Genomic DNA, 13,638 nt, shown 5'->3' on the forward strand with positions numbered 1-13,638 from the left:
TATCCATCCATAGTTAAAAAATTGAAGCTCAGGTGAGCGGTGACATCCGGTCACCTGGGATGGACTGTAGGACGATACTGTTTATATGTACAGTATTTTCTCAATTTTTTGTCGGTCATGTCGGAGCAAGCCCGATGAAAAATCCTAGTACCCGGTCATCTCCAAATACCCCACCCCACCGTCGAACTTCACCGGCCCTTCCCAATAGGGAATTCCCAGGTTCATCCACGCCTTCGGGTTGACGGCTTCGGTAGTGATATCCAGGTGTTTGCCGGGAATTTTCAGCGACCAGCGCGTGGGGATATTGCGCCCCTCGATCTGGGTGGTGGTCAGCGGCGCCAGTTGGATATTGGCGTTATGCAAGGTCTCGGTACGGCCTTGCGCATCGATCCAGGTGCCGGTGAGGTAGCCGCCACCGTCCTTCTGCCGCACGCGAAACAGCATCAGGTGTTCGCCTCGGTCCAGGTGCAGGGAGAACCAGTCCCAGCCGGTCTGGTTCGCGGCCAGCGGCTGGCTGCTCCATTCGCGGTCGAGCCAGGCAGGGCCGCTGACTTGGTAGGTCTGGCCGTCGATGCTGAGGCTGCCGTTGGCGCTGAAAAATGGCTGGCTGTAGTAGTAGGACGCCTGGCCCTGGTCGGATTTGCGGCTGTAGCCGTTGTCGCCTTGCAGCACCAGCGGGCGGCTGGAGGTCAGCTGCAGGTCATAGGCGAACTGCGCGCCATGGGCCTGGAGTTGCATGGCGGCCAACGGGTTGGCGGCGCCAGGGCGGGTGGCGAAGGTCCAGTCGTCGATCCAGGCGTTGAAGGGCTGCGCCTGCGCCCCGGCCTGGCCGACGCCACCCCGGGCGAAGCGCTCGGCGGCGTAGTGCCGGGTGGCGGAGGTGACAGCGGCATGGCCGAGCCAGATCGTCGGGTCGCGCCAGCCCGCTTGCGTCGGCCCGGCTTTCACGGCATTGCGAAACAATGTCCATTGCACGCCGAAAGCGTTGCCTTGGGCGTCCTTGAGGTTGGCGGTGACGTACCACCATTCAATGCGAAAGCCCGGATGGGGGCCGTGGTCCTCGGGGAAGGCGAAGACTTTGCCGGGCAGCACTTGGACGAAGTCTGCCGCGTCGCTGCCCAGGCCGGCGAAACTCTCCTGGGGCGCCGGCGCCTGGTCGCAGGCGCTCAGCAGCAGCAACACCGCCCACCCCAACGCTTTAATCTTCATGGGCAAAGGTCCTCAACAAATCCGCCGGGCGGCTGCGATACAGCTGCCACAACGGCCAGGCCGATGCGAGCAAGGTGGCAAGCATCGCCAGCCCCATCAATTGCGCCAACTGCCACGGGAACACCTGCAACGGCAGGCGCCAGCCAAAGGCTTGCACGTTGATCACTGCATCCAGGCACCACGCCAGCAGCAACCCCAACGGCAACGCCAGCACCAGGGTAAGTACCGCCAGCAGCCAGGTCTGGCCGAGGTTAAGCAGCATCAGTTGGCGCCGCGTCACCCCCAGGGCCCACAGCGGCGCGAGTTGGCCGAGGCGGCTCTGGCTCTGGGTCAGCAGGCTGATGAACAGCGCCACACCGGCCACGCCGAGGGTCAGGCTGTTCAACGCGGCGGTGGCGGCGAAGGTGCGTTCGAAGACCTGGCTGGACCAGCCCTTGAGTTGCTGTTGATCGACGATGCGGCTGTCTTCCAGGGCGAATTCACGCTGCACTTCATGTATCAGCGGCTGCACGTCCTGGGGCGCCACGCGCAGGTTGAAACGCACCGGTGACAGGCTCGGCCAATGCGCCAACAGGTGCTTGGCGTTGACCAGCAGATGGCCCTTGGGGTTGCCGTAGTCGGCGTAGATCCCGACGATTGTCGGCGCCCATGGGCCCTGGGGCGTGGGGACTTGTACCCTGTCGCCCAGTCGGACGTTCAAGCGTCGCGCCAATTGCTCGCTGAGCATCACGCTGTCGTCCTGCAGCAAGCGGTCCCAGGGCGTACTCGCCGCCTCCAGCAACGGCCAGTGCTGGCGATAGGTGGGGTCGTCGACCACGCCAAACACCTCCGCCGGCCAGCCTTGCAGCTGCACCGCGACCTGCCAGCTGGGCAGCACCGCCCGCACTAGCGGTTGGTGCGCCAGCCAGGCATGCAGTTGCTCGGCCTGGGCCGGATTTTGCGGGTTGAGGTACAGCTCGGCGGTAAGGCGCTGTTCCAGCCAATTGTTGAATGTGCTGCGAAAACCCGAGGTCATCGAGCCTGCACCGATGTTCGCCGCCAGGGCCAACAGCAACGCCATCAATGCCAGGCTCAAAGCCGGCAGTTGCTGGCGGCAATCGGCCAGGAACCATTGGCCCAGCACCGAACGGCTGCGCCCCAGCACGCCCTTCAACAGCGCATTGAGCAGAACCGGCAAACCGAGTGCGGCGCCCAGCAGCAAGGCCGCCATCAGTACGAACCCGGCGGCCAGGCTGTTGCCCCAGACCAGCGCCAGCAAGGCGATGAGCAGGGCCGCAGCCGCCACCCAGCCCTGGCGTCGCAACCAACGCCCGTGGGCCTCATGCCAGGCTTGGGAGTTGGCCAGCGCCAGCAGCGGCAAGCGTGCCGCACGCCACAGGCTGCTGGCCCCGGCGAGCAACGCACCGAGCAGGCTCAAGCCCAGGCCGGCCAGCCACCACCACGGGCTCAAACTCAGTTGGCCGGCGACTTCGGCACCGTACAGGCCGCGCAAGCTGGCCGCGACATCCGGCAGCAACAGGCTGGCGAGCAGGTAACCGCTGGCCACGCCGAGCACGCCGCCGAGCAACGCGAGGAACCCCAGCTCAACGCCCAGGCTCAGGATCAGCATGCGTGCGCTGACCCCGCAGGCGCGCAGGGTGCGCAGCAGGCCCCGGCGTTGCTCCAGGGCCAGGCCGATGGCCGCGTGCACGATGAACAGCCCCACCACAAAGGACAAAAAGCCCAAGGCGTCGAGGTTCAGGTGAAAGCTTTCGGTGAGGCGCGAGAGGTTATTGTCGTCGCCCTGCTTGAGTTGCAGCCCGGCGGGCGGCGTGGGATGAGCGGCGGCGAAGCGGTTGTCCAGGAGCAGGCGCGACAGTTGTCCATGCATGTCGAGCAAGGGTTGGGCAAAGCCGATGTCGGTGAGCAGCATGCCGGGGGCCATGTCCGGCTGCACCTGCAACGGCGGCAGGCGTTGCCCGTTAGCCGTCAGTGGTTGTTCGCCTGGGCGCAAGCCAAGGGCCTGCAAGGTCTGCGCGGCAATCCAGGTGCGCCCCGGCGCCTCGAAAAAGGCGAGCATCTGTGCCTGGGTCAAGCGTTGCCCCGCCACGCTGCCGCTGCCGGGCAACGACACCGGCTCGATGCCCATCAACTGCAGGCGCTGTTCTTCATGCCCTTTGAGCACTATCCGCCCCTGCACCACCGGTGACACCGGCCATCCGGCACGGCGCAGTTCGGCGAACAATGCTTGCGGGAACCCAGCGCCGTCCGGCGCGCTCAGGCTGGCTTGCGGTGCGCCGCCGATCAACTGGCTGGCGCGCGCATAGCCGTCGCGCGCCTGGCTGTTGAGGGCCTGCACCCCGGTCAATAACGCGGTGGCCAGCCACAGGCCGGTCAGCACGCTGAAAAACTGCACGGGGTGGCGCCGCCAATGGCTCAACAGCGCCCGCAGCGCCCAATGGAACACCGCCATCTCAGCGCGGGTCCATCGGCACGACGCGGCCGTGGTGCAGCACCACTTGCTGATCCAGCCGCGCGGCGAGACGCGGGCTGTGCGTGACCATCAACAGGCTGGTGGGGCTGTCGCGCAGCAGGTCGAGCAGCAGTTGCAGCACCTCGTCGCTGGTAGTTTCGTCGAGGTTGCCGGTGGGCTCGTCGGCCAAGAGCAGACCGGGGCGCGACGCCAGTGCGCGCCCCACCGCCACCCGCTGTTGCTGGCCGCCGGAGAGCTGCTCCGGGTAACGCTTGAGCAGGTCGCCCAGCCCCAGGCGCTCCACCAACTGCGCCTGCCACAGCGGATCGAAACGCCCGGCCAGGCGCGCCTGGAACGCCAGGTTGTCCTCGACGCGCAAACTGCCGATCAGATTGAACTGCTGGAACACCAGGCCGATTTCGGTGCGCCGCCAATGGGCCAGTTGCCCTTCGTTGAGGCGATCGAGGCGCTGGCCGCCGATCAGGATGCTGCCGCCATCCACGCGGTCGAGCCCGGCCACCAGGTGCAGCAACGTGCTTTTGCCACTGCCCGACTCGCCCATCAGCGCCAGGCTGCTGCGCGCCCCCAGGTGCAGATCGACGCCTGCCAGAACGGCCAGCGGGCCTTGAGGGGTGGCGTAATGTTTAACAACACCTTCTACCTGCAACATCACCAACACTCGGGTTAAGGACTGCAAACGAGAATAACGGCTGCCGCGCGTTTCTACGCAATTTTTTCACATTGATTTCACCGCTTGCCCACCCCCGACACTTTAAATTCCCACCCACGCCTCATTAACCGGACACTTCAAAGTTGCCCAAAACGGTGTTTCTTAATATCCATATGTTCAGCTAAAAGACAGCAGCCCTATGACAGGCTTTTGCTCCACTAAGGGCATCTGCCGTATTAGTTGCGTCTGTCTTTTAACAACAAAACATTCATTCGTGTCCATGGTGAACAACGTGGCAGACATCACCCTGACCAAACCCCCACGGGCCAGGTTAAAGCGCCTGAAGAAATTCCGGGTGCCTGTAGCAAGTATCATCGTGTTCGCACTGCTCTTGACCGGTTTTGTATTCTGGCCACGGTCACCGGAAGATCTGGGCATCGGCAACCGCCTGGTCACCTCCGGGGTGCTGGCCAGTTGGCGCAACGGCGACCTGGTCGTGCTGGTGCGCCACGAAGAGCGCTGCGACCGCTCGCACAATCCCTGCTACGGGCCCGCCGACGGCCTGACGGTCGATGGCACGCAACGCGCGGCCGACCTGGGCATAGCCTTTGAAACACTGGGCATGGAGCGCACCGACGTGCTCAGCAGCCCCACCACGCGCACTGCGCAGACGTCGCTGTTCATGTTCGGCAAGACCGAGCTGTCCCCTGGCCCCCTCGCTATCTGCGGTGATGCCATGGGCGAGGAAATCCTCGGCCATAAACAGGCGGATCGCAACCTGATGCTGATCACCCATAGCGCCTGCATGAGTGATTTCCAAGCCGCACTCGGCTACCCCCATGCGCAGGCCGCCGAGTATGGCAGCGCACTCTTCGTACAGGTATTGCCCAACGGCACACTCAAAGCAATCGGCACGATGAAAATTCAGGAATGGGCTGCCGCGCTGAAGCAACTTTAAATACACTTTTTTACATATTGCCCAGTAGTGCGTTCAGCAAGACGACAGCCTGCGTCTGGCATTTTAAGTGCGCCTGTTAGTTCAGGACGCCCTAACTTCCCAATGAATTAGTGACCCTCTTAATGCCTGACGTCTTTAACTGTTCAAACTTCCCACGCACGACTGAACGCCATGGCGTGACACGGTCATGAGCCGATTGCAGCCCTTGCCGGTATTCTTGCTTGGCCTGGTCATTTTCTTCGTGCTGCCGTTGGGTTTGCACGGCTTATGGATCCCGGATGAAACCCGCTATGCCCAGGTCAGCCAGGAAATGCTGATGAGCGGCAACTGGGTGGCGCCGCACTTGATGGGGGTGCGTTATTTCGAGAAGCCAGCCGCGGGTTATTGGCTGATTGCCCTGGGCCAGGCGGTGTTTGGCGAGAACCTGTTCGGCGTGCGTATCGCCTCGGTCCTGACCACGGCGCTGAGTGTGCTGTTGGCCTACGTGATTGCCCGCCGCCTGTGGAACGAGCCGCGTAAAAGCTTCGCCTGCGCTCTGCTCTACATGAGCTTCGGCCTGGTGGCCGGGCAAGCGGGCTATTCCAACCTCGATCCGCAATTCACCTTCTGGGTCAACCTGAGCCTGGTCGCGCTTTGGTTTGCGCTCGACAGCGCCACGTCACGTGCCCGCCTGGGTGCCTGGGCCTTACTGGGGCTGGCCTGCGGCGTGGGCTTCATGACCAAGGGCTTTCTGGCGTGGCTGCTGCCGGTGCTGATCGCCGTGCCGTACCTGATGTGGCAGCGACGCGTCGGCGAGTTGCTGCGGTACGGGCCTTTGGCGATCCTGGTCGCGTTGCTGGTCTGCTTGCCGTGGGTATTGGCGATCCATGTGCAGGAACCGGATTACTGGCGCTTCTTTTTCTGGCATGAACACATCCGCCGCTTCGCCTCGGACACGGCGCAGCATGCGCGGCCGTTCTGGTTTTTCCTGCCGATCATGGTGGTGGCGTGCCTGCCCTGGTCAGCCCTGTTGCCCGTTACCCTGCTCAAGGCCTGGAAAGACAAACGCCAGCCCGCCATTGCCTTTCTCGCCCTGTGGCTGTTGCTGCCCCTGGGCTTTTTCAGCCTGAGCAGCGGCAAGCTGCCGACCTACATCATGCCGTGCCTGTTACCTTTGGCGCTGCTGATGGGCCATGCCTTGATCGACCTGATCAACCAACACAAGACCCGCGCGATCTTCATCAACGGCGCGCTCAACTTCATCCTCGGCATGGCGGCCATGGTCACGCTGATTTACCTGCAGATCGCCAACCCGATCTACAGCAACAGCCACGCCGAGATGTTCAGCCTGTCCCTGACCTTTATCGTGCTGCTCGGCTGGATCCTGGCCAACCTGCTGCAAGCGATGCGCCCGTTGAGCTTATGGGCGACGCCGGCGCTGGGTATCGGCCTGCTGGTGGCGCTGCTGCCGGCGGGCATGCCGCACACCATCGCGGCGAACGAAATGCCCGACCAGTTCGTGCTTGAACATCTGGATGAACTGCAACACACCCATGCTTTGCTGAGCAATGAACTGGGCTCGGCGTCTGCCCTGGCGTGGCGCCTGCGCCGGCCGGACGTGGCGTTCTACAACACCGCGGGCGAACTGCGCTACGGTCTGGACTACCCGGATTCGCAGGCGCGCAAGGTCACCCTGGACAGCGTTCAGTCGTGGTTGGCCGAGGCCCGCCGCCAGGGTTCGGTCGGCGTGCTGATGCGCGTCATGAGCACCAGCGAACACCTTGAGGAAGGCCAACTGCCGCCCGGTGGCAAGCGCTACCGCAAGGGCGACCTGGTGCTGACGATTTACCCCCGACAACCTTGATCGACTCACAGGAAACAGCCCATGCGCTTGTGGAAAACCGAACGCGGCGCTCTGGCTTTATTGCTGGGTGTCTCGGCCTTGCTCCTGCTGCTGGGCCTGGGCAGTCGCGAATTGTGGGGGCCGGAGACGCGCTGGGCGAACATCGCCCTGCAGATGCTGCAAAGCGGTGACTACTTCGATCCGTACCTGAAGGGCACGCCCTATTACGACAAACCCCTGCCCTCCTACTGGCTGATCACCGGCTTCGCCAACCTGATGGGCGGCCTCGGCCCCTGGTCACTGCGCCTGTCCTCGGTGATCGCGGCTTGGCTGAGCATCTGGCTGGTGTACCTGATCGGCGAACAGCTGTTTCGCAAAGGCACGGGGCTGATCGCCGGCTGGATGCTCGCCACCACCTTCTACTTCCTGTTCTGGGCCCGCGTGGCCACCGCCGATGTGCTGACCGTGTGCGGCGTACTGGCGGCGGTCTGGTGGTACTGGCGCGGGCCGGATGACACCCGGCTGGGCCGCTACACCGTATTCTTCCTGCTGCTGGCGGCAACGTCGCTGTTCAAGGGCCTGATCGGGTTCGTGCTGCCGGGGCTCGCGCTGTTGCCGCACCTGCTCAGCGAACACCGCTACAAACGCCATCTCAACCTGCGGCTGGTACTGGCCCTGCTCATCGCCGGCGCGTTCTACGCCATTCCCTTCGGACTGTCCCACCTCTACGGCGCCCCCACCTACGGCGAGAGCGGCCTGGAACTGGTGTTTCGCGAAAACGTGGTGCGCTTCTTCGACCCCTTCGACCATATGGGCCCGATCTACACCTACCTGATCTACCTGCCGGTCTACACCCTGCCGTGGGCGCCATGCTGGGTACTCGGCGCGTGGCTCGCCCTGCGTCACTGGCACCGCACGCCGCCCAACGTGCGCTGGCTGGTGTGGAGCCTGGGCCTGTTGTTCGTGTTCTTCACCGCCAGCGGCAGCCGACGCAGTTACTACGTACTGCCCCTGGTGCCCTTCGCCCAATTACTCGCCGCCTGGTGGCTGAGCGAACGCCTGCGCCAACACCCGGCCAGTTGGCCGCGCTGGCAAACAGGCTTCGGCATCGCCGCCGGCCTGCTGGTCTTGGTGCTGGGCGTGATCTACCCCTGGACCACGCGCAACGGCGGCGTGACCCGCTTCGCCGAGGACGTCCAAGCCCAGGCGGTGAAGAGCGCACCCTGGAACCAATGGCAACTGGTACTGGTGGAAGTCGACAACAAACTGCCGATGTACCTGCAGAACGGCGGCAAACCGTTCTACTACGTGAACGAAACCCAGGACTACCCGCGCCAGGGCGACAGCGCCGCGTTCATGGCATGGCTGGAAAAGACCAGCGGCCAGGGGTTTGATCCAAGGCACACGATTATCGTCGCGCAGTACTCCAGGGAAGATCCCGTGCCGTTGGCGTTTCTGGGGGTTGATCACCAGGTGGTCAAGACGCAACCGGATAATGGGGAGCGGTTGTTTCAGAAGCGGTCGGGGGGGAGCGTGGCGTTTGTTCCCAAAGGGCATTGAGACGCGGGCAATGCATAAGCGAGCACGGCCACTGTTGGGTCACACAATAGCTGGCGTTTCGTCATGTTTAACAAAGACCGGGCCGCTTCGCGCCCCAGCGGGAGCAAGCTCCCTCGCCACAGGGGACCGAGAGGTGTCAGGGCTGCCTGCGATCGTTCCCATGCTCCGCGTGGGAAAGCAGCCGTGACGCTCTGCGTCACCTGTGTCCAGTAGCGGTTGGCGGGACGCAAAGCGTCCCAGGAGGCGTTACCACGCAGAGCGTGGGAACGATCCCCTGTCGTTCACCCGCTGAAACATTTTCAAAGGGCCAGCAAGCCACATCTCTTTAAATTGCAGGACGTTTCCGAGACAATCCCCGCCGCCTTGTGCCGGTTGGAATCGGTGGCTAGTCTGCGGCCTGTCACTGCTCATCAGTGATCGGGTTTAGTCGCTCGGTATGTCACAAGGCGCATGGTCACATGGAGTTTTATGGTGGCTGTGCGCAGGGCGCCTTCGGGCGCGCCGGATTTCCTTGTGGCCGGTCGACTAACCTGCGTACAGCCGCCACCTTCGTTTAGTCGCGAGAGGCGTCGGCTCCAATACTCACAAGGAGCTACACCATGAACAAAGTCCTCCCCGATCCACCCTTCGATCCCGCCAAAGACCGCGCTGCGTTCAACCGGGCCATCGACCATTACCTGCCTACCCAAGGGTTCCACAGCGTCAACGAAGATTTGAGCTTCGAAGACGCGCTGCTCTACACCGCCAGCTTGCTCGACAGCGCTTCGGCGACGGCGTTGGATTGCGGGGAGTTGCTGAGCAGCCCTGAGCGGGCGAAGATCCTGGCGGTGTGGCATTTGCTGGAGATTGCCAAAACAACCGTGGATCGCTCTATCGAGTGCATGAAGCCTTCGAAAACGGCCTGATATGCAATATTTTCGTCGGCTGTCAGGCCGCCATCGGGGGCAAGCCCCAATGCCAGTCAGTTAAGGCTTTTGTGTAGGAGCGAGCTTGCTCGCGAAGAACTCAGGGCCCCCGCGTTTATTCAGAATGAACGCGTTGCCTGGCCGTTTTTCGCGAGCAAGCTCGCTCCTACAGTGGCATTGGGGCAAGTCCCCACAGTTGGATCGTGGAGTCTCAGTTGGATACCCGGCGGTTATCAAGCCCACCCGCCAAGGCGATCGTTCCCATGCTCCGCGTGGGAAAGCAGCCCGTGACGCTCTGCGTCACCTGTGTCCAGTAGCGGTTGGCGGGACGCAAAGCGTCCCAGGAAGCGTTACCACGCAGAGCGTGGGAACGATCCCCTGTCGTTCACCCGCTGAAATCTGTATACCGCGCTGGGCGGCGCGTGGGGCGAGCCACCGAGCCTGGCGGTCGCACGCTAGAGCAGTTTCAGGCCAATGACTGAATGGCGGTTCCAGTCGCGCTTATTCAGTTGCTGTTTGTACCCATAACTGTCCAGAAAGCCGTCCACCACCGCCATTGAGTGAAACGCGTCGGCGATCGTGCCGATAGCCCCGTCCATGAAGTCCTGGAGGGTTGCGGGCGCAACGAAGTCCTTTAAGCCCAGGCGCCGCAGGGCCTGCCCCGGATACTCACCGTCATTCAACGTGCGCATGGCGGCGGCGAAGCTCTCGTTGGCCTCGCCGTCATTATTTTCGAGATACGCGCGCTTGGCGCTCACGGCGTATAAGAACTGCGCATTGACCAGTACATCATTGGGTCGGTCGGCGCCGAAGCTCGCGCCGGCCGGGGCCTGTTTCAGCTCATCATGGGTGATGTCCAGCTTGAACCCATCACGCATGACGACACGATAGCCGGCGTCGATGGCGTGTATGGACGTGTAAATACCGTGGGGGTTGTGACCGAACTTCATCATGGCGGCTTTGATTGCGGATACCGTCACGCAATTGCCTTTGGTCAACTGATAGAAGTTCTGGAAAATATCATTGGGTTTGGCGCCCGTATTCGCAGGTGTGCCTTTCAGAAACTCGTCACGGTTTACATCACGCTTATCGACGCGCCGTTCATTCAGATTATCAAGGGGGGACGGTGAGGGTTTTACGTCGACTTCCGGTTTAAGCCGCGCCGCTAAAAGCGCCAATAAACGTTCCAACTCTCCCACCAGGTTATTCAACTGCTCGGTTGCTCCGGCGGGTGCAGCCTCATTTGCAGCACCTGAATAAATTACCGTACCACTCGCCTCGGCGAAGCCAGGGACAGCATACTTAACGTTAGACACTAACATCCACAATCACTCGCATAGCTGACTTAAAAAAGGCGCATAAACACTCAGCGCCTTGAACACTACGGCCACTGTTCCAATGAGAATAAGCAGATAAATACGTGGTTTACTCAACTTGATCGCTAAGCGTTACAACCTTCAACGACGGCGAAACGGGCTGGTTATATAACTGCCCCTCCATGCCCCCATCAAAGAGCGCACCATTCTTGTGTCGCTCGCCCTTGTCCAATGGCACCCCGACACGCGCGCCCAGTGCACTGGCATCGATGATCTGCATATGTTCTTTGAGGCCAAGGTACGACAACGCCATACCGCCGCCGATGCCCTGTGCCGCTGCCGCCAGCACCCCCGGATAAGTGCGGTGGGCGTGGTAAGCGCTGTCCTTGCCATAAATGCTGTAGAACGGGTCCGTTGCATTGTTGCGCGCCTGCTCCAGGTGCTGACGCTTGCTCATTACCCCAAACAGAAATTGCGCATCCTTGACCATGCTTTCATCGCCGCCACTGAATTTCGCCGCCTTGGCCGCCAGTTGCAGCTCTTCAGCGGTGATATGCAGCTTGAAGCCGTCTTTCATCGTGACGTCATAGCCATCTCCACTCTTGACGACTTGCGTGAACACCCCGGTTGGACTCTGCCCGAAGGTGGCCATGGCCACCTTGATCGCCGCCACGTGTTCTTCTCTGCCGGTGGTGCCCTGGTAGGGAAAGTTCTCATAGGTGGCACGCAGCCCGTTGCGGATATCGTCGGGTTTTTGCCTTGGGGCTTTTTCAGACAAAAACGTGTTCGACGGCTCGCTGTTTTTATCGGAAAACATTTCAATAAGTTCAGTATCGAAAGCGTTTCGGCTACTGGCCAGATCTGACCGATTCATGAACGGTGCCAGTTGTTCTTTCCATCGGCTTCTACTGGGCTGCGCGGCATCGGGGATCGGCGCGATATCGACCGGCGGCCTGGGAATAACCGGTTTGGGTATTACGGTCACGGGTGGCTGTGGGGTGGGAGGCAAACTTCCCTCGTTCATCCACGTTTTAAGTGTTGTTACCAGCGTCGTGAGTAAGTTCAACAGCTCAGCTGTTCCTCGATCATTACCGCTCGACTGGACAGTTCGACCCAGTGCAGGGTGTGCCGGCACTTGTCCGAAACGATTGAATCGATCGGAAGTTGAAGGGCCCTGTGTGTTTTTAACTTGCGCAGACGTTGCATAGGCGCAATAAGCCTGTCGAGTGTCAGACGTGTTAAGCGTGACCATCTTGTATAGCCTCATTTAGCAAAAGGATGGGAATCGCACCAGGCAACTCACACTGCGATTCAGGAAACATTACTTGCCAACCGACACCGTCGGTCATTGATGCAACAAGTCCTCATGCGTGGCAAGCCAGTGGGAAAGGTTCCTGATATCAGAGGCGTAACAGGTAACAACGTCCTTCTATTTCAGCTGATTTCCATCGGAAAATTCCTCAAACTCAGCGTTTTCATCCGAACAATCCTCAGCGTAATTCCAGCTGCCGCAAGCGATTTGATGGCGGTGCATCAGCCACAAATGAGCCAGCTGAACCGCCGCTATCGGGGGCAAGCCCTAATGCCAGTCAGTTAAGGCGACACCGAACCTGTGGCGAGGGAGCTTGCTCCCGCTGGACTGCGCAGCAGTCCCATTGTTTGGGGCCGCTTCGCGCCCCAGCGGGAGCAAGCTCCCTCGCCACAAGTTAGTTCTCGCTCCTGCTACTTCTTAACTGACTGGCATTAGGGCAAGCCCCCTCCCACATTTGATCTCCTGTGCCGGGCAGATCGCGCCTGGCTACCAGCTTCCCATCGCCAGGCTATAGGGCGAAAATTCGACGAACTGCCAACGCAAGGCCAATGCTGCCGGACGGCGGACCACCTGCTCCACAGTCACTGTCCACAATCGCTGCGCCCCTTCGAACTCGGCCACTTGCGGCCCGCTGAGGATCAGCGAAGTACGCCCGGCCACCTGCAGCACGTCACCCGATTCAAAATCGATGAACAACAACCCCGCCACCGGGTTGGCTTGCAGGTTGCCGAGGGTGTTGAAGAACAGGTTGCCGGCAAAGTCCGGAATGGTCAGCACATTGCCCTCGACCCGCACAAAACCGGTGCTGCCGCCGCGATGGGAAACATCCACCGAGCGCTCGCCGTGCAGGTCGACATAACTGGCGACGAAGAAGGTGTCGGCATTGCGGATCATTGTGTGTGCAGCGCCATCCAGGCTGTCGCTGCGCTCAGCCACGCTGCCAGGTTTGCGCGCAATGGTATCGACAGGTCGCAGTTGGATGTATTTGGGACAGTTGCCGAAGCTCTGCACCACGTCCACCGCAAAGCCGTCGTGATCCAGCGCGCCGATGCGCCCGTTCATGCGATTGCGACGGCGTGTGTTCAGGTCGATACCGAGCACGCCGACGGCCGCGCCGACCGCTAGCCCCGCCCGGGCGGGGTCGCTTCTGCAGGGCAGGCTGTCGATCTGCAACCGCTGCGGATCAGGCGAATGGGCGAAGCCTGGCGCGCCTTCGAGCATCGTTGCCCATGGAATGCCGTGTTCATCCACCACGCCCAGCATCAGGTAAGGCAGCAAGGGAAAGAAATCGCGATGCTGCTCCGGCAGGTGATCGCGTATGACCTTGGGGCCGATCACGGCCATGCGGTCGGCCACGCCGGCACTTTCCTGCAGTTGCCTTTCGCCGCTATGCCAGGGGGATGCTTCGATCGCGTTCATGGCGTTCACCTCTCG

At 61.6% G+C, this 13,638-nt stretch carries 10 protein-coding genes; 4 read left to right on the forward strand and 6 right to left on the reverse strand.

From position 1 onward, the window contains the following. Positions 1–144 precede the first annotated feature (144 nt). Genes C4J88_RS17195 through C4J88_RS17205 form a run of 3 tightly spaced genes read right to left on the reverse strand, consistent with a single transcriptional unit; the run spans position 145 to position 4,331 of the window. Positions 145–1,209 (reverse strand): lipocalin-like domain-containing protein, encoded by a 1,065-nt coding sequence (locus tag C4J88_RS17195; RefSeq protein ID WP_124407645.1) that lies wholly within the window; start codon positions 1,207–1,209, stop codon positions 145–147. Continuing rightward, the gene (locus tag C4J88_RS17200; RefSeq protein ID WP_124407646.1) at positions 1,199–3,661 is read right to left on the reverse strand and encodes an FtsX-like permease family protein; all 2,463 of its coding nucleotides are present in this window, start codon (positions 3,659–3,661) and stop codon (positions 1,199–1,201) included. The genes C4J88_RS17195 and C4J88_RS17200 overlap by 11 nt, the downstream gene beginning before the upstream one ends. Before the next feature lies 1 nt (position 3,662). Continuing rightward, positions 3,663–4,331 carry an ABC transporter ATP-binding protein gene (locus C4J88_RS17205; protein WP_124367556.1) on the reverse strand — a complete coding sequence of 223 codons (669 nt, stop codon included), beginning with the start codon at positions 4,329–4,331 and terminating at the stop codon, positions 3,663–3,665. Between the two features lie 283 nt (positions 4,332–4,614). Here C4J88_RS17205 and C4J88_RS17210 point away from each other — a divergent pair, with 283 nt between their 5' ends. The 4 genes from C4J88_RS17210 (at position 4,615) to C4J88_RS17225 (ending at position 9,576) form a co-directional block, all read left to right on the forward strand. Next, entirely contained in the window at positions 4,615–5,289 is a 675-nt protein-coding gene (locus C4J88_RS17210; RefSeq protein WP_124408642.1) for a histidine phosphatase family protein, read from the forward strand. A gap of 187 nt (positions 5,290–5,476) precedes the next feature. Beyond that, on the forward strand, positions 5,477–7,132 hold the full coding sequence (gene arnT / locus C4J88_RS17215; protein ID WP_124407647.1) for a lipid IV(A) 4-amino-4-deoxy-L-arabinosyltransferase: 1,656 nt from the start codon (positions 5,477–5,479) through the stop codon (positions 7,130–7,132). 21 nt (positions 7,133–7,153) lie between these two features. Continuing rightward, the gene (locus C4J88_RS17220) at positions 7,154–8,671 is read left to right on the forward strand and encodes a glycosyltransferase family 39 protein (RefSeq protein WP_124407648.1); all 1,518 of its coding nucleotides are present in this window, start codon (positions 7,154–7,156) and stop codon (positions 8,669–8,671) included. 599 nt (positions 8,672–9,270) lie between these two features. Then, entirely contained in the window at positions 9,271–9,576 is a 306-nt protein-coding gene (locus tag C4J88_RS17225) for a DUF6124 family protein (protein WP_124371198.1), read from the forward strand. 455 nt (positions 9,577–10,031) lie between these two features. Here C4J88_RS17225 and C4J88_RS17230 read toward each other — a convergent pair whose 3' ends face one another. The 3 genes from C4J88_RS17230 to C4J88_RS17240 all read right to left on the reverse strand — a co-directional run bounded on the left by C4J88_RS17230 (position 10,032) and on the right by C4J88_RS17240 (position 13,623). Then, positions 10,032–10,892, reverse strand: a complete 861-nt coding sequence (locus tag C4J88_RS17230; protein WP_256659039.1) for a hypothetical protein — start codon at positions 10,890–10,892, stop codon at positions 10,032–10,034. Positions 10,893–11,001: 109 nt separating this feature from the next. Beyond that, the gene (locus C4J88_RS17235; protein WP_177412916.1) at positions 11,002–11,958 is read right to left on the reverse strand and encodes a type III secretion protein; all 957 of its coding nucleotides are present in this window, start codon (positions 11,956–11,958) and stop codon (positions 11,002–11,004) included. A gap of 732 nt (positions 11,959–12,690) precedes the next feature. Then, complete coding sequence (locus C4J88_RS17240) at positions 12,691–13,623, reverse strand: pyridoxamine 5'-phosphate oxidase family protein (protein ID WP_124407649.1); 933 nt, start codon at positions 13,621–13,623, stop codon at positions 12,691–12,693. Between the last annotated feature and the right edge of the window lie 15 nt (positions 13,624–13,638).

This window comes from Pseudomonas sp. R4-39-08, from assembly GCF_003852275.1.
Lineage (GTDB): Bacteria > Pseudomonadota > Gammaproteobacteria > Pseudomonadales > Pseudomonadaceae > Aquipseudomonas.

Bases quoted from the DNA above. Each gene is read 5' to 3' on its own strand.
- C4J88_RS17205 (WP_124367556.1), bottom strand. From the start codon at position 4,331: ATGTTGCAGGTAGAAGGTGTTGTTAAACATTACGCCACCCCTCAAGGC.
- C4J88_RS17220 (WP_124407648.1), top strand. From the start codon at position 7,154: ATGCGCTTGTGGAAAACCGAACGCGGCGCTCTGGCTTTATTGCTGGGT.
- C4J88_RS17225 (WP_124371198.1), top strand. From the start codon at position 9,271: ATGAACAAAGTCCTCCCCGATCCACCCTTCGATCCCGCCAAAGACCGC.
- C4J88_RS17240 (WP_124407649.1), bottom strand. From the start codon at position 13,623: ATGAACGCGATCGAAGCATCCCCCTGGCATAGCGGCGAAAGGCAACTG.
- C4J88_RS17195 (WP_124407645.1), bottom strand. From the start codon at position 1,209: ATGAAGATTAAAGCGTTGGGGTGGGCGGTGTTGCTGCTGCTGAGCGCC.
- arnT (WP_124407647.1), top strand. From the start codon at position 5,477: ATGAGCCGATTGCAGCCCTTGCCGGTATTCTTGCTTGGCCTGGTCATT.
- C4J88_RS17200 (WP_124407646.1), bottom strand. From the start codon at position 3,661: ATGGCGGTGTTCCATTGGGCGCTGCGGGCGCTGTTGAGCCATTGGCGG.